This window comes from Roseobacter sp. OBYS 0001 (genome assembly GCF_019654895.1).
GTDB lineage: Bacteria > Pseudomonadota > Alphaproteobacteria > Rhodobacterales > Rhodobacteraceae > Roseobacter > Roseobacter litoralis.
This window is the reverse complement of the sequence record NZ_BPES01000006.1, coordinates 47,749-64,456: the sequence shown is the minus strand read 5'-3', so window position 1 is coordinate 64,456 and position 16,708 is coordinate 47,749. Positions and strand designations below refer to the sequence as shown.

Here is a 16,708-nt window from a genome sequence, read left to right as displayed (position 1 = left end):
TTACCCGGCCTGTGCCACCCACGTCGGCCCCGCCTGATCCTCGGTCGCGATGACGTGAAACAGGCTGGCATCCCCCGTCATGGACGGTTGTGCGCGGTGCATCAGGTTTTCGGGCACAGACATCGTGTCGCCCGGTGCGAGCGTCGCACCGCCGCCGTCCCATTCGACGCGCCAGTGCCCCCGCACCGGCATCAAGACCGATGGTTTATTGTGCTGATGCATCGCACCGCTCGCCGAGGCGCGGGTGACGAAATCAACCTCAAAGCCCGGCTTGTCCCGCAACATGCCTTTCTCACCAATGACTTTCGCAGGGGCACGATCCGCGAGGGCCACCATATCCCAGTACCGCGCAACATGGTTTGGCACGACATCTGCGCTTTCCGGTTCGGGAAAGGCGGCAAGTTCCTGCGCCGTCAGCACCGGCATGGGGTCTATTCCATCGGGCAGTGCCTGGCCTTTTTTGGTGTCATAAAGCTTGCCCTCTTGCGACAGGACCAACCCGTGATTGGCTGCATCCTCAATGACCTGCGGGGCCCAGATGACCCCCCCGCCTGCATCATCCCCCCCGAGGATCGCCATGATCATCCCGTAATCATTGCCGATGTTCTCAAACCCGCGAAAGATACCCGTGGGGATATTGAAGATATCGCCCGGTTCCAGCGTCACCTCGCCCGCATCGCCCCAGCGTCCCCAGAAAAATCGCCAACGCCCCGACAGCACAAAAAACACTTCGGCTGTGCGGTGGCTGTGCAGGCTGTTGCGGCATTTGGGCGGCTGCCCTGCGGCGCCGATGTTGAACCCATGCGGGATGGAGATATGCACATGCTGATCCGGCGATTCTGACACGCCCCCCCCGATGATGGTGAAGTTCTCTTTCTGATCAGAGCCGGGCGTATGGGCGTCGATAAAGGCCGTCTTGCAGGGTTTCAGATTACCATAGCGGACGATGCGGCGTTCCATTTCAGCAGGGGTCATAGCGTTTTCTCTTTCATCCTGAACATTGCGATCGACCTATCCGGTATGCAGCAATATTTGCTTCCAGACGGTCGTCTCGTCATAGATCACGTATTCCCGGCGCAGGCCCCACGGGCCGAATTCGGCGTGGCATATCCCCAGCAGATAAACATCCGCACCTGTCGGCGCGCCAAACGCGCCCCAGCCCGAATGCTTGCCCGTCAGGGACCAGCGCAGGGCCGCGCGGGGCGGCATCTGCGGGTCTTCGCGCCCGATCTGATGGTCGATCTGAAACACCGCATCAGGGAAAGACGCGCGCAGCCCCATCCAGAACTGATCCACATCACCGTGGCTGTGGCCGGTATATCCGCCGGGGTATTCGACCTGCACCGCACGGTCATAGACCTGCGGGATCACCGCCATATCCGCCCCCATGATGCGGGTCAGGATATCGCCGTATTTTGCGCCCCATTCGTTGTCATTGCCGCGCCCTTTATAGGGGCCGGGCTGGTCCGTCGCAGGTGACAGGGGTTGCACGCAGGCCTGCGGCCCGCCTTCCCTTTCGATCAGGTCGGTGGCATAGGCTTTGGCGTCCCAGCCCAACTGGCGCACGATCGCACCCTGATCCCGAATGAGCCATTCATCATTGATCTGGTTGTTGATCGCATGACAATCCGCCAGTATCCGGTAGGTCAGTTTTTTGCCTGTCGCTTTGCCATAGACACCGTCATGCGCATGCGTCGCCGTGCTGAGCAGGCGGTGGGAGGACAACATGCCCTCCTCCGGTGTGCCGGACCAGATCACATCTTCGCCCAGCAGCGTGCGGTCCGGGAATTCGGCCAGCGTCGCCATGGTCGCGCCAATGACGTTTTGATTGCCAATCACAACAGAGGCGGGCGAGCGGACGACGATATCATCCGAATAGTACTGGTGCAGCGTCGCGATCCCGCGATCTTCCCAGATTTCCTTAGTGATCCCGATGATGTAACCGGGAAAGTCTTTGAACTTCGGATCGAAGCCTTTCATTGCGCATTTTCCTTGGGTTTGCGGGCGGAGCCGCGGATCATTAAAGGGCCATCCAGCACGATACGGCGCGGGACATCATCGGCACCGGACAGACGGTCCAGCAGGGCCTGCGTTGTCTCGGCCACCATACGGTTTGCGGGTTGGCGGACCGTTGTAAGGCTGTAACTTGGCCAATGCGCAAGGGTCACATCGTCATAGCCCACAACGGACACGTCGTCGGGGATACGCAAGCCAAGTTCAAAACGCAGCACATCCATCACCGCAAAGGCCATGTGATCATTGGCCACAAAGACCGCATCAGGACGCTCGGCCGTGTCAAACATCGCCCGTGCGGCATCTTTGGCCTGCTCAAAATTGAAATTGCCGATGCCGCGCGCAAAAAGGGTCTGCCCGGCCTCCTTCAGCCCTTCGACAAAACCCGCCTCGCGGTCAATCTGGGTTGAGGCCCCTTCCCAGCCGGCAATATAACCGATGCGCGTGTGGCCCCCGGCGACGAGAAACGCGGCCAGTTTGCGCCCCCCCGCCATGTTATCAGACGTCACCGACGTCAGCCGCGCGTCATACTGGTGGCGGTTGAACAGGACGATGGGGATGCCCAAGCCCTCACAGCGCTGCGTCAGATCGTTGGACAGGCCGACCGAGGCGGCAATGATCCCATCGACCTGATAATCCAGCAATTCGTCGATCACGGCCTGGGTTGCGGCGCTGTCATTGGACGCCATGAAAACGAGCACATGGTAGCCTTCGCCCTGCAATGATTTTGACAGCCGTTCAATGGCTTCGGGGTAGAACTGGTTTTCGAGGTAAGCCACCACCAGCCCGATAATACGGCTGCGTCCTGTGTTCATCGCCCGCGCCAGCACATTGGGCCGGTATCCCAGATCAGAGGCGGCTTTGCGCACCTTGTCGCGGGTTGCCGCACTGACCGATGCGCCCGGCGTATAGACGCGGCTTACGGCGGAACGGCTGACACCGGCCTTTTCCGCCACATCCAGAGCCGTCACCTTGCCCATTATGCGCGCGCCCCCCTCACCCTGCAGTCCAGCCCCCGTCGATCAGCATCGACGTGCCCGTTACCATTGCAGAGGCATCAGACGCCAGAAAGACCGCAGCCCCCATGATGTCTTCGACCTCGCCCACGCGGGGCAGTTTGATCTTGTCCATGATCCACGCGAGGCGTTCGGGATCATCGAATGTCACCTTTGTCAGCGGCGTGCGGATGAAGGTCGGGCAGATCGTATTGATGCGGATGCCGGATTTGCCCCATTCGATCGCCATGGATTTCACCATCCCCTCCAGCGCGTGTTTGGAGGCACAATAGACCGCACGCTCAATGCCCCCCACATGACCCATCTGGCTGGAGATATGGATGATCGACCCGGCCCTGCCCGCATCCTGCAAGGCCCGCGCCGCATAGGCTGACAAAAAGTAAGCACTGCGCAGGTTGATGTTCATCACCGCGTCGTAGTCTTCGGGCGTGGTCTCAACCGCCGGTGCGTGTCGCGCAAGCCCGGCTGAATTGATCACGACATCAAAAGGATCACTGAACACGCCCGCCAGCGCCTCCAGATCGGTTTGATCAAGTGGGCTGGCCTGTGCCGACAGACCCGCCGCCTTGATCGCTGTCACCGCATTTTGCAAAGGTTCAACCCGCCGGGCGGCGCAAACCACATGCGCCCCCGCCTCTGCCAGAGCAACGGCACAGCCCAGACCGATCCCGGAGGATGCGCCCGTCACCAAAGCACGTTTGCCTGCGAGGTCAAAGGCAGGGGTTGTCGGTAGTTTCGTCACAGCGCCACTCCTGTCTGCGGATCAAAGCCTGCGCGCGCCTTGTTGAATTCCCGCATGCGCGCAAAGACATCGACGCCGATCTGATCGTACACGTGCAACAGGTCAACCAAAACCCAATTCTCCCGGATCAGCCCCTTTTCCACACGCCAGAAATCAAGGCTGCGCATGGCGATCTTCTTGCCCGACGGGGCGATACCGAGCCACCCTGCGTTGGTGATCGACTGATACATGTCCGGCCAGCCCGTCACAGCCGCATAGTTCCGATCCCCAAAGAAGTGACATTCAATTTCATCAACGTGCCGTCCGCGATCCGGCATGGCGTTCAGGAACGGGATTTGATGCCAATGCCTGAACCCGCGCTGACCGCGTGCCGTCCCGATACCAGCAGGGCCGTACCATGACATTTTCGGGTGCCAGAAACGGTCCATCTCCATCACTTCGGGACCGCCCTGACCGGGGTGGCGCGTCAAGTGTTCCAGCATGTCGATGATATGTTTGCAGGTCGCAGCCCCCGCTGATGCGTCGTAAGGCCCCGGCACGATCCCGTCACAGGTCGCAGGCCCCGGCACATGCCATTCCCGACCAAGCGACGGCGACAAGGGCCAGGCCCCCGCCTGTATCATCAGTTCCGGGATATCCCAAAGCGCCTGAAGCTCGATGACGTGGCCGTTTTCTATCCGGTAGAATTCGTGAAACCGCATGTGCATCATATGCCCTGTCGCCGGGATATCCATCCACGGCGCGCTGAAGGTGCCGGTGTAATAGCCACCGCATCCGACCCAATTTGCCCCTTCCGGTGTTGGCCCCGCCATCACGATGGTGTCACGCCGCTCCAGATCGGGCACCGCGCGCAGCAACGGCAGATAGGCTTTGTCGATGAAGGCGTCGACACCAAGCGTCGTTTCAAACGGAAAGGCCAGCCGGAACACGGCGTCGGTTGCGCATATCGCGTGCAGCGCCGCGCGCAGGCCTTCAACATCAAAATCATACATCGCAGCCCGAACCGGCGCGAGGCGTGCTTTGTTATCGCTGTGCGTGTCGCTCACCGGGCTTGGGTCCTCATCCGTTTGAATTGGGTATCACCCGTTTGAGCGCACAAACGGATTTCGCGCGGCAGGGTCGCAACAGGCAGACACCTGATGACACGCAGCAGATGAGATGCAGCGCCTTTGCAATGGTTGCCTGAGTGCGGTTCATTCGGTTTTATTCCGCCGCTTCCTTTGCAGGCGCGCCCGTCCCGTAGGGCACATTCTGGCCACCATAGCGCCGGACACGCAGGTTGCACTGCTCTGCGTGACCCACGAACCCTTCGAGCATGCACAGGCGTGACCCATAAGCCCCGATTTCTGCTGCCGCCTCATCGGTCAGGATCTTTTGATAGCTATGCGTCTTGAGGAATTTGCCGACCCAAAGGCCGCCTGTGTAGCGCCCCGCCTTTTTCGTCGGCAGGGTGTGATTGGTGCCGATGACCTTGTCGCCATTTGCCACATTCGTGCGCGGCCCCAGAAACAGCGCGCCATAGCAGGTCATCTTGTCCAGAAACCAGTCATCGCGGTCGGTCATGACCTGCACATGTTCCGATGCGATATCATCGGCCACCGTCAGCATTTCGTCGTAAGTGTCGCACAGGATGACCTCGCCGTAATCGTTCCAACTGACCCGCGCAGTGTCCGCTGTGGGCAGGATGGTCAGAATACGCTCAATCTCGGCCAATGTCGCATCGGCCAGCTTGCGCGAATTCGTCAGCAAAACCGCAGGTGAATTATAGCCATGTTCCGCCTGCCCCAAAAGGTCCGTCGCGCACATCTCGGCATCCACCGTGTCATCGGCAATCACCATCGTTTCGGTTGGCCCGGCAAACAGATCGATGCCCACGCGGCCAAAAAGCTGGCGTTTCGCTTCGGCGACAAAGGCGTTGCCGGGGCCGACAATCATATGCACAGGCTCAATCGTGTCGGTCCCGATGGCCATGGCCCCCACCGCCTGAATGCCACCCATGACGTAAATCTCATGCGCACCGCCCAGATGCATGGCCGCAATCACCGCCGGATTCGGTTTGCCCTTGAAGGGCGGCGTGCAGGCGATGATGCGCGGCACTTTTGCCACGCTCGCCGTGGCGACCGACATATGCGCGGATGCCACCATGGGGAACTTACCGCCCGGCACATAGCAGCCGACCGATTGAACCGGGATGTTCTTGTGACCCAGAATGACGCCCGGCATCGTTTCGATTTCGATGTCGCGCATGCTGTCGCGTTGGGCCTGCGCAAAGTTGCGCACCTGTTCCTGCGCAAAGCGTATGTCTTCCATCTCGCGCGGGCTGAGCTGCGCGATCAGATCGTCAATTTCCACAGCACTCAGACGAAACGCAGCCGGTGAATAGCCGTCGAACTTCTCGCTCAACTCCCGCACGGCCGCATCGCCACGCGCTTCGATATCCGCCAGTATCGCTTCAACAGCCGCACGGGTTCTGGCATCATCGTCAGCACGCTCCGCATCCGGCTTGCCGCGTTTCAGATACTCAATCGCCATATTTCTCTCTCCTCACTGTTCGGGTCGCGGCGGTGTTTTTTCACCGCGATCGAACGCCTCCCAACCCTCACCGTCAAAGACGTCCTTGCCCAATTGGGCCAGCACATGAGGAAAATCGACCATTACCCAATTGTCGGTGATCTTGCCCTCTTCGACCTTCCAGAAGTCCATATACCGGATTTCCACGCGCTTGCCTGTGGCCGCAATCCCCATGAAGGGACCTGAATGTGTCGCTTCCTGGCGGCCAAAGGCAGCAGCCCATTCGCCCATGTAAAGCCGCGCCTCATCCACGCAGATCTTATCGGAAAAGGCCGCCTGAAACGGTCGTTGCCAGTTGTCCTGAAACGCGCGCAAACCGTCCTTTGTGCCGCAGCCCTGATTGCCCATCCATCGAAAGCTCTCGGCAAAAAAGGCTCCGATATCGTCAATGCGGTGGTCGTTCAAACCATCCACCATGCCTTCGATTGCAGCGCGCGTCGCGTCCGTTTTGGACATATCCGTGTCGCGGCTCAGAACCGCTTGTTCGGGGCGTAAACCCTTCATTTGTCACCTCTTTGAAATGAGCACAGGGTCATCCTTTGACCGCGCCGGCGGTCAGGCCCGAAACAATCTGGCGCTGGAACACCATGACCAGCAAAAACAACGGCGCTGTGATCGAGACCGCAGCGGCGACTGCCTCGACCTGATCGGTGGTTGTCGTTTCGCGGTTGAAATAGCCTGCAATGGCCGGAACCATCGTCTGGTTCTGGGCATCCAGCAGCAGCGATGTCACCAGAAAGTCATTGTACCCCAGCAGGAATGAAAACAGACCCGTTGTGATAACGCCGGGCCACATCACCGGCATGATCACACGGCGAAATGCCTGAAAATGCGAACATCCATCGACGCGCGCCGCCTCGTCCAGTTCCGCCGGAATGTTCTGAAAGAAGGACCGCAGCATCCAGATGGTGAACGGCTGGTTGATCGCGACAAGGACCGCAATCACCGCCCAGGGCTGGCCATAAAGCGTCGGGGCGCCTTCACCGAAAATCGGGCGCAGGATTTCGGAAGAATTGATGAACACCGGCAAATACCCCGCCACCAGCACCGAGTGCGGCAACGCACGAAAGACCAGCGCAAGGATCAGCAGCCAGAAGGCCAGATCAGAGCCGGAGCGCGCCAGACCATAGCCCGCCAGCGTGCCGACCGTCAGCGAAACAGTGACCACCCCCGCCGTGACCAGCATCGAGTTCAGGAAATTGCGGTAGAATTCGTTCTCGGCCCAGACGGCCACATAGTGTTCGGTCGTCAGCCCCAGAACGGGTGTGCCCAGCGGCCCCAGCAGCCCGTTCACCGCCCCGAGGATCAGCGGCAGGAGCCCAAAGAAAATCAGCACAAAGGCAACCGCATAGATCACCGCGCCGAAAATCCAGCCCAAGGCAATCATGCCCGGTGGACAATATTGCTGCACCAGCCCCGGCAAGCGGGTAAAGGCCCATCGGATGGCGAAATACAAAACCGCCAGCCCGACCACGATGTCCAGCACCGACAGGCCGTCGCCGTTCGCGCGCGTGGCCGGTCCCGTGATGACATCCCAAGGGCTTGCCGCAAAGGCATCCACGGGGGATTTGAAGCTCATGATCGCGATCCAGAAGATCGGAAACGCCGCGAGCAGACACCAGAACGCCAGAAAGGCACCGGACGAAAAGCGCAGCGCAAACGACTGCTGCATGGCCTTGGAGGTAGACATCAGTGCGCACTCCCTTTGTGGTCGCGCCATGTGCGGCGCAGCGGCAGGATCAACAAGAATACGATCCCGATCATCGTCAGCATGGCCGAAGCAGAGGCGCGAGAGATCGCACGGTTGCCCGCATCGTCCGGCGTCATGAAGTCATAGGTCAGCCATTGCAGTGAAATCACATGCGCCTGCGACCGGAAGCCGACGATCTCTTCGAACACGCGGTAGCAGTCCATCAAGTGGATCAGCGCGATGAAAACGATCAGCGGCATCAGGTGTGGAATGATGACATGGCGCAACCGTTCCCACCGGCTGGCACCGTCAATCACGGCACTTTCCAGCGTATCCATATTCACCGTTTGCAGCCCGGCATAGAAAATCACAAAGGCAAAGGGCGCAACATGCCAGACCCTGTAGAAATACATCAGCACCTCGATCGTCCACGCCTGCGCGAACATCGAGATGTTGGTTCCCGTCCAACGCTCCATCATGGAAGTGAGGATACCATCTCCCACGAACAGCCAGTAGATCGACAGCGACCCGATCACGGGCGTGATGATGAACGGCAACAGCGATACAAAGATCACCGGCCCCCGTATCGAGCGCGCGGCGTTGTTCACCGTCAGCGCGATCAGCAGTCCCACGCCGATGACCAGAGGCAAGGTCAGCAATGTGAAGGACAGCGTAAAGCGCAGGGCCTTCCAGAAATCGATCTGCATGATGTCGTTCCAGCTGCCGTTGCCGACAGCTTCCCAGAACTTATCCATCTGCAGCACGTTCTGATAACTCTGCAAACCAACCCAGCGGGTCTCGGTGATCGTCTTCCCGTTGTCATCCAGAACCGGAACGGTCTTGATCTCGGTTGTGCAGGTTTGGGTCACAAAACCGGGCGTGCAGGTTTCCACCTCGATCTGCTCTTGTATTGTGATGGTTTCCTGAAAGCTCTGAATAAAAACGGACAGCAGAGGTGCCGCGATGAACAGCAGCATCATAAAGATGGATGGGCCAACAAAGGCTGCAAGTGTTTTGAACTTCATAGCATTTTCCTCGCTGCGGGTCCCAGGCTTTCAGCTCGTTCGGCTTCGTCAAGCAGAGTTTTTCCTCTTGATGAAACTGAAGACGTGACGGCTGGCCGGGACGCCCCCGGCCAGCCCTTGGATTACTCCAGTACGTTCGCTTCTCTGGCTGAGATCGTGTAGGCTTCCTCGATCGCTTCAAGCGTCGCCTGTGCATCACGTTCGCCGGTCAGAAACGCGGGCAACTCATTGCCCAGAGCCGTGTGCATCAGGCCCATCTGTGTTGTGGATGGATATGCAGGGGGTGCCGGATTTGCACTCGCTGTGGCAATTGCACCTGCAGCAATTTCTGTCGGTTCATACCCTTGAACCAGCCAGATTGCAGCTTCATTTGCACCCTGCACCGTTTCTGCATCGAGGCCCTCCATCGCAACGCGGAACGCCGCATCCGCCTCTTCGTCAGAGATGTTTTTGGCAATGACGATGCCATCCCACCATAGTGTCGTGGCGGGTGCCCCACCTTCCATTGCGACGGGCGCTGCGGCCATGGCCACTTTGCCCACCACCTGGCTTTCGGCTGCGTCATTCATCGCCCCGGCGCGACTTGACCACAGGTTGGCCATGGCGATCTTGCCTTGCTGGAATTGCTGCTGCACGTAGGTGCTGTCACTGACCAGAACTTCGGGATCTGTATATTCCAGCGCTTTTTTCATGGTCGCCAGAGCCTTGAGTCCGGCTTCTGAGTTTACCGCGGCCGTGTTGTCATCATTAAAGAAATCACCGCCAAAGCCGGGATACATGTTCACGAATTCCTGCGCGATGTTCCAGCCCGATTTCATTGTCGCACCCAAAGGGTAGTCGACAACACCGGCAGCCTTGATCTTTTCGGCCGCAGCATAGATCTCATCCCAAGACGTGGGCGTTTCGATGCCAAGGTCTGCCAGAATATCCGAGCGATACATCAGGTGCTGCGTGTTCACCATCATGGCGACCGCCATGATCTGCCCGTTCACGCGGATGAGTTGGTTCGGGCTGAGGTTCTGGCCATATTTGGCCACCAGATCGTCCAGCGGACGGATTGTGCCTGAATTCAAAAGTGGCGTGATCGTCCCGTTTGACACGCCCCCGATCTGATAAAGCGCTGGATTTGCCTCAAAGGCCGCGGGCTGCTTGGTACGAAATTCCTGATCCAGTTCAGCCTGAAAATTGCCGCATTCCGCCATCGCGTCCGTAACGGCTTTCCATGCTTCAAAACCAGCGCTCAACGACTTGATCGGCACCTCATTCTCGAACGAGCAGGCGGCAAATGCTGCGCTTCCCAAAAGCGAGATGGCACCCGCCAAAGCAATTCTCTTCAAAAACATATGCAAACTCCCTGTTGCGGTTGCGTTGGGTGCATCTTGCAAGGCTGCACCCTATATTTGGTCCTTGATCGGACGTTTTCGTCAGGATGCGGCGCGCCGCGTCCCGGTGTCTTTGTCAAACAAATGACAAATGGTCGGGGGCACGACAAAGGAGATCATATCACCAATCTGCGCCCGAAACTCTTTGTGCGCCTTGACGGAAACAAGCTGACCGCCTGCCCGAACGGTGAGCATCGTCGCATCCCCCAGCAGTTCAATCGTGTAAATCGGCGCTGTGATCTGACCTGACCCATCCTCGGACAAAGTCGCATCTTCTGCGCGGAACCCCAGTGTCGCAGGGCCATCTGGACCGGGCAGACCGCTGATCTCCACATGCGCGCCCACAAAGGTGCCGCCGGTCATCTCGCCATCCATCAGGTTCATGGCGGGGCTGCCGATGAAACTGGCCACAAAGGTATTGGCCGGATTGTCATAGATTTCCGTCGGCGTGCCGACCTGCTGCACCTTGCCCTGCTTCATCACGACGACACGGTCCGCCAGCGTCATCGCCTCGATCTGATCATGGGTGACGTAGACGGTCGTCACCTTCAACTCGTGGCTGAGGTTCTTGATCTGCGCCCGCGTCGACACCCTGAGTTTCGCATCCAGATTGGACAGCGGCTCATCCATCAGGAACACATTCGGTTCCCGGACAATCGCCCGTGCAAGGGCCACACGCTGCCGCTGACCCCCCGACAGTTCAGCGGGCTTGCGGTGCAGGAAATCGTCCAGTTCCACCATGGCAGAGGCGCGGCGCACGCGTTCATCATGCTCCCCCTCGGGGACCTTGCGCACCTTCAGCGGGAAGCGGATGTTCTCATAAACGTTCATGTTCGGGTAAAGCCCGTAGGACTGGAACACCATGGCGACATCACGGTCTTTCGGGTCAAGGTCATTCACCACCTGCCCGTCAATCACGATGTCGCCCTCCGTCGCGTCTTCGAGCCCGGCAATCATGCGCATGGTTGTGGTCTTTCCACACCCCGAGGGGCCCAAAAGCACCAGAAACTCCTGATCGGCGATGGTCAGGTTGAAATTATCAACGCCAACAAAGCTTCCCCACCGCTTGTTTACGTTGCGCAGTTGTATCTCAGCCATCTTGTCCCCCTGATGACGCCGCGAACCGAAACCGGCTGCTCTGTGACGCTAGTCACCTGACCCCATCTTTGGCAAGACTTTTTTGCACACGTGTGCAAATGCAAGCTAGAAATGAATTTCCTGCTTGTTTTATAGACTGTTACCCATGAAACTTCCGCTTGCGCGTGGCGACCGTTTGTAAAAGCAGGTCACAGAAAAGCTGATGCCGCTCACCCCGGTGAACGGCATCCAAGCACTCGCAATAGGCGAATCAATGCGCCTTGGCTGCCGTCAAATCAGACGAACCAAGCGCCGTTATGTCTAGAAGAACGCCTGCACACCCGTTTGGGCACGCCCAAGGATCAGCGCATGAATGTCATGTGTGCCCTCATAGGTATTGACGGTCTCAAGGTTCATCATGTGGCGGATGACCTGAAACTCTCCGCTGATGCCATTTCCGCCATGCATGTCACGGGACATGCGCGCGACATCCAGCGCCTTACCACAATTGTTGCGCTTCATGATGCTGATCATTTCAGGGGCCGCCTGCGCGCTGTCCATCAAACGCCCCACTTGCAAAGAGCCCTGCAAGCCAAGTGCGATTTCGGTCTGCATATCCGCCAGCTTTTTCTGGAACAACTGCGTGCCCGCGAGCGGCTTGCCGAACTGGTGACGGTCCAGGCCGTATTGCCGCGCCGCATGCCAGCAGAATTCCGCAGCACCCATGACACCCCAGCTGATGCCGTACCGTGCGCGGTTCAGGCACCCGAACGGACCCTTCAGACCCTGCACATTCGGCAACAGTGCGTCTTCGCCAACTTCAACACCATCCATCACGATTTCGCCGGTGACCGAGGCACGCAGGCTCAGTTTGTTACCCACCTTGGGTGCGGACAGCCCGGTCATGCCCTTTTCAAGAACGAAGCCGCGAATTTTGCCGCCATGCGCTTCAGACTTCGCCCAGATCACGAAAACGTCGGCGATCGGTGAATTCGAAATCCACATTTTCGACCCGGTCAACTTGTACCCGGTTGGTGTCTTTTCGGCGCGCGTCTTCATCCCGGCGGGGTCAGACCCAGCGTCCGGCTCTGTCAGGCCAAAACAGCCAATCGATTCCCCCGAACACAGCTTGGGAAGGTATTTCTGACGCTGTGCTTCAGTGCCATATGCGTAAATCGGATAGATCACCAAAGAGGATTGCACGGACATCATCGACCGATACCCCGAATCGACCCGCTCAATCTCGCGCGCGACAAGACCGTAGGCCACGTAGGAGCCACCCAAACCCCCGTACTCTTCGGGGAGCGTGATCCCAAGGAGCCCCATATCGCCCATTTCCTTGAAAATCTCAGGCGCAACTGTTTCGTTCTCATAGGCGTCGATCACACGCGGCTGCAGCTTTTCCTGCGCATAGGCCGCAGCGCTTTCCTGAATCATCCGCTCATCTTCGTGCAGCTGATCGGTCATGCGGAAAGGATCAGACCAGTCAAATCCGGCCAGATCAGGGGCATCTTTGGCTTTCAGTATCGGGGTTTCAACGTTCATCGGTTTTCCTTTCGGCGTCATATCGGCGTTTGCTTGGGTGCATTATTGCAAGTTACGGACCAAAAGGCTAACGAGGCTTTATTCTGTTATCCATGAGAATAACTCATATGCAACCTGCGCGCCGATTTCTCCCCTCTACCAATGCGCTGACCTGTTTCGAAGCTGTAGCGCGTTTGGGCAGCGCAACCGACGCGGCGGCAGAATTGTCGCTGACCCAAAGCGCTGTGAGCCGGCAACTCAAAGCCCTTGAAGGGCAATTGGGTATCGAACTCTTTGAACGGCGCGGACGGCAATTGGTGCTGACCGCCCGCGGTGCGGCTTATGTGAAAGAGGTCCGCATAATCCTGCAACATCTGACCCGCGCTTCTGTTGCCGTGCGGACGGATGCGCGCGGTGGGGCGCTCAACCTGTCGATCCTACCCGCTTTCGGCATGCATTGGCTGGCACCCCGGCTGCAGGACTTCGCCCAGACCCACCCGGAGGTCACCGTCAATCTGTCCACCCGGCTGGCCCCGTTTGACTTTCGGGATACGCATTTTGATGCCGCTATCCATTTCGGGCGCGAAGACTGGCCAGCAGCGGACTACCTGCCGCTCATGCCAGAGACCGTGGTGGCGGTATGCGCGCCCTCCCTGATTGCAACGCCGCTGAGCGATCCGCGCGGTATTCTGTCCCATGACCTGATGCATCTGGAGACCCGGCCACGGGGTTGGGTGCGGTGGTTGCGCTCACTCGATATTGACGCCTCACTGCCTCCAGGCATGGTTTTTGATCAATTTTCCACCATGGCGCAGGCGGCCGTGCATGGATTAGGGGTCGCGCTGCTGCCGACCTTTGTCGCGGACCCCTTCCTGAACAGCGGCCAGTTGGTTCTGGCCTCGCCACATACCAATCAGAGCATCGGCAGTTATTTCCTCGTGTGGCCAAAAGACCGCGAAGAAAGCCATAGTTTGACGTCTTTCCGCACCTGGCTGCGCAAGCAAGCCCGTTCATAGGTCATATCCGACCACTTTGGACACCTGCATGAAGATGAATTTTACGCGTGGAAACGGGAGCGGTTTGACAATGACGCCAGCACGCCACGGTCGCGGCGCGTTTCTGTCGCAATTCGCCTTTATGCACTGGATGTCCACTCCTTGGGTGGGACGGATCGAGGGTGTTTGATTGTTTAACCAGTTCACGCGTTTTTAGTGACCCCTTGCGACGTCCCACTCAGCGGTGTGCAAAAGGATACAGCCGGAACCGATGGTTCAAAGGCGGATGAGCATCAGCTAGATCGGCGCGATCAGTTGAGGGCCGGAAGCACGGTTGGAATTGACCGCGCGATCGACACGAAAAACCTCTAGCGCATTATCAGGTGCCGCCCGCATCAGGGTTGCGGCCCCGTGACCCGCTTCACCGAGCCATAGAGGCCAATCCTCGGGCTCAAGGATCACCGGCATCCGATGATGAATACGCGCCATCGTTTGATTGGCCGCAGTCGTTACCAACGCCACACTGCGCAGTGCCTCTCCGTCCGGGCCGGTCCAGTTTTGCCAGACCGCCGCCATGACACAGGCGCCACCCCCCGATGGGGTCATGAACCAAGGGTCGCGGGCACCGTCCTCTGTCTTGGTCCACTCATAAAAACCGGTCGTGACAACCAATGCGCGCCGCTGGCGCACAGCCTCACGAAAAGCAGGTTTCTCTGCAATCGTCTCGGCACGCGCGTTGATCAGCAGCGGGCCATCGTTGGTTTGCTTGTACCAATGGGGCAAAAACCCCCAGCGCATGGACGACAGCCGCCTTTGCCCTGAAGCATCGCCCGTAATGACGTGGATGTTGTTGGTCGGACACACGTTGTAGTTGGGCACATCCGGAAGGTCATTGTCCGGCTGGGCCGCGAACAATTGCGCCATCGCGTCAGTGGGCAGGGTAATGGAAAAACGTCCACACATGCGTGCTACCTGTTACGCGGTTTGGGTCAAAATGGGCTGAATTGCAAAGGCATACGCCCGAGAAATACCCGGGCGCATGGATCTATTCAGGCAACGGCGTGCATTACTTGGCCGTAATGCGACCGTCCAGATAGGGCGTGTAGGGGGCATTCGCCGCCATATATTCCGCCGTGACATCTGCAAGATCGGGGCCGAAGTCATAGGCATCCTGCGCGGTCTTGAACATATCAAACCCGTCGCCGCCGTTGCGGACATAATCGTTTGAAACCACGCCATAGAGTTTTTCCAGATCAATCGGCGCACCGCCCACCATCACGTCGCTGATCCGGCTGCCTGCGGGCTGTGACACGTCAAAGGCATAGCTGATCCCCGCCACCTGCAGGAAACGACCCGCGCCCTCCTCATGCTGGCTGACCGCGTTTTCCAGCGCCGCGACGATGGTGGCACCGGTGACCTTGAAGGTACTCAGCGTGTTCTGAAACGGCAGCACCGTCAGCACTTCGCCCTTGGTCACTTCACCGGCGTCAATGCTGGCGCGAATACCGCCGCCGTTCTGCAAGGCAATCTCAACGCCCTGATCCTGCACCCGGGCCAGCATCGCATCCGCAATCAGGTTGCCCATTTCGCATTCGCGGGCGCGACAGGCATCCCGTTCACCGACAATCGCCTCCGCCGCATCGGCGACAACGGTGTTTCTGATTTCATCCAGCGGCAGTGCCGCCTCGACGATACGCGCAACGGTCGCTTCATCCGCTGTCACGGTCGCATCCATGATCAGCGGTTCGCCCACGGCACGGACAAGGGTGCCTTCATCATCAAAGGTCACATTCAATTCGCCCAGAAACTTGCCAAAGGCATAGGCCTGCACAATCGCCGTATCTCCCACCATCGTTGGGTAGGGACCAACGGCGTCTTCATTCGTGTTGGACAAAAGGCTGTTGGAATGCCCCCCGACGATCACATCAACACCGGTTGTTTCAGCGGCCACGCGCTGATCCACGCCGTAGCCCGAATGGCTCAGCACGATGATCTTGTTCACACCGTCTGCGGTCAGCAGGTCAACCTGTTCCTGAACGGCGGCCACCGGATCGGAGAAGGTGATGTTATCCCCCGGCGAGGCCAGCTCGTCCGTGTCCTGTGGGGTCAGTCCGATCAGGCCCAGACGCTCACCCCCGCGTTCGATCACCACAGACTTGGGCAGGGTTTCCGCCAGCAGCGGTTCACGCGTGACATCCGCATTCGACATCAGCACAGGAAAGTCCACAGCATCGATAAAGCCGCGCAAAACCTCGGGCCCGTCATCGAATTCGTGGTTGCCCACGGTCATCGCGTCATAGCCCATCTTGTTCATCATCTCGGCCGCAAGCGCGCCCTTGTAATAGGTGTAGAACAGCGTGCCCTGAAACTGGTCGCCCCCATCCACGAGGATCGCGTTGTCACTGCGCGCTTTGGCATCCGCAATGGCCGTCACAAGGCGGGCAGAACCACCAAAGCACTTGCCTTCGGCGTCATCCTCACCAGAGCAGCCGCTGTCAAATCGACTGATCGGCTCGAACCGCGCGTGGAAATCGTTGGTGTGCAGAATGGTCAGGTTGTATTCCGCCGCCGCCATACCGGTGGTCACGGCAAGTGCAGCGGTCGCACTCAGGAATCGTTTCATCATTTTCCCCCTAGATGGACATTTGCCACATCGTGACCTGCAGGCCGCGA

The 16,708-nt window shown here is 58.8% G+C and carries 15 protein-coding genes; 1 reads left to right on the top strand and 14 read right to left on the bottom strand.

The genetic code is table 11. The features are described from left to right. The 12 genes from K5Q35_RS13500 to K5Q35_RS13445 form a co-directional block, all read right to left on the bottom strand. Entirely contained in the window at nucleotides 1-975 is a 975-nt protein-coding gene (locus tag K5Q35_RS13500; protein ID WP_220799933.1) for a cupin domain-containing protein, read from the bottom strand. 36 nt (nucleotides 976-1,011) lie between these two features. Beyond that, a complete protein-coding gene (locus tag K5Q35_RS13495) occupies nucleotides 1,012-1,980 on the bottom strand; it encodes an ester cyclase (RefSeq protein ID WP_220799932.1) in 969 nt (322 codons plus the stop codon). Then, complete coding sequence (locus K5Q35_RS13490; RefSeq protein WP_220799931.1) at nucleotides 1,977-2,993, bottom strand: LacI family DNA-binding transcriptional regulator; 1,017 nt, start codon at nucleotides 2,991-2,993, stop codon at nucleotides 1,977-1,979. The genes K5Q35_RS13495 and K5Q35_RS13490 overlap by 4 nt, the downstream gene beginning before the upstream one ends. A 16-nt stretch (nucleotides 2,994-3,009) precedes the next feature. Then, a complete protein-coding gene (locus K5Q35_RS13485; RefSeq protein ID WP_220799930.1) occupies nucleotides 3,010-3,771 on the bottom strand; it encodes an SDR family NAD(P)-dependent oxidoreductase in 762 nt (253 codons plus the stop codon). After that, nucleotides 3,768-4,817: an ester cyclase gene (locus K5Q35_RS13480; protein WP_220799929.1), complete on the bottom strand. Its 1,050-nt coding sequence runs from the start codon at nucleotides 4,815-4,817 to the stop codon at nucleotides 3,768-3,770. Before K5Q35_RS13480 ends, K5Q35_RS13485 begins: the two co-directional genes overlap by 4 nt. Nucleotides 4,818-4,974: 157 nt before the next feature. After that, nucleotides 4,975-6,303, bottom strand: coding sequence for a histidinol dehydrogenase (gene hisD, locus K5Q35_RS13475; RefSeq protein ID WP_220799928.1), 1,329 nt, complete (start codon nucleotides 6,301-6,303; stop codon nucleotides 4,975-4,977). 12 nt (nucleotides 6,304-6,315) lie between these two features. Further along, a complete protein-coding gene (locus K5Q35_RS13470; protein WP_220799927.1) occupies nucleotides 6,316-6,846 on the bottom strand; it encodes an ester cyclase in 531 nt (176 codons plus the stop codon). Between the two features lie 28 nt (nucleotides 6,847-6,874). Next, a complete protein-coding gene (locus tag K5Q35_RS13465) occupies nucleotides 6,875-8,032 on the bottom strand; it encodes a carbohydrate ABC transporter permease (protein ID WP_013960455.1) in 1,158 nt (385 codons plus the stop codon). Next, nucleotides 8,032-9,057, bottom strand: a complete 1,026-nt coding sequence (locus K5Q35_RS13460; RefSeq protein WP_220799926.1) for a carbohydrate ABC transporter permease — start codon at nucleotides 9,055-9,057, stop codon at nucleotides 8,032-8,034. The genes K5Q35_RS13465 and K5Q35_RS13460 overlap by 1 nt, the downstream gene beginning before the upstream one ends. A 122-nt stretch (nucleotides 9,058-9,179) precedes the next feature. After that, nucleotides 9,180-10,400, bottom strand: coding sequence for an ABC transporter substrate-binding protein (locus K5Q35_RS13455; RefSeq protein ID WP_220799925.1), 1,221 nt, complete (start codon nucleotides 10,398-10,400; stop codon nucleotides 9,180-9,182). Nucleotides 10,401-10,481: 81 nt separating this feature from the next. Continuing rightward, entirely contained in the window at nucleotides 10,482-11,537 is a 1,056-nt protein-coding gene (locus K5Q35_RS13450; protein WP_220799924.1) for an ABC transporter ATP-binding protein, read from the bottom strand. 300 nt (nucleotides 11,538-11,837) lie between these two features. Then, complete coding sequence (locus K5Q35_RS13445; RefSeq protein WP_220799923.1) at nucleotides 11,838-13,061, bottom strand: acyl-CoA dehydrogenase; 1,224 nt, start codon at nucleotides 13,059-13,061, stop codon at nucleotides 11,838-11,840. 107 nt (nucleotides 13,062-13,168) lie between these two features. Here K5Q35_RS13445 and K5Q35_RS13440 point away from each other — a divergent pair, with 107 nt between their 5' ends. Next, on the top strand, nucleotides 13,169-14,056 hold the full coding sequence (locus K5Q35_RS13440; protein WP_220799922.1) for a LysR substrate-binding domain-containing protein: 888 nt from the start codon (nucleotides 13,169-13,171) through the stop codon (nucleotides 14,054-14,056). Between the two features lie 276 nt (nucleotides 14,057-14,332). Here K5Q35_RS13440 and K5Q35_RS13435 read toward each other — a convergent pair whose 3' ends face one another. Together K5Q35_RS13435 and K5Q35_RS13430 are read right to left on the bottom strand one after the other, a co-directional pair. Continuing rightward, the gene (locus tag K5Q35_RS13435) at nucleotides 14,333-14,998 is read right to left on the bottom strand and encodes an SOS response-associated peptidase (protein WP_220799921.1); all 666 of its coding nucleotides are present in this window, start codon (nucleotides 14,996-14,998) and stop codon (nucleotides 14,333-14,335) included. Between the two features lie 103 nt (nucleotides 14,999-15,101). After that, on the bottom strand, nucleotides 15,102-16,658 hold the full coding sequence (locus K5Q35_RS13430; RefSeq protein ID WP_220799920.1) for a bifunctional UDP-sugar hydrolase/5'-nucleotidase: 1,557 nt from the start codon (nucleotides 16,656-16,658) through the stop codon (nucleotides 15,102-15,104). Nucleotides 16,659-16,708: the final 50 nt, after the last annotated feature.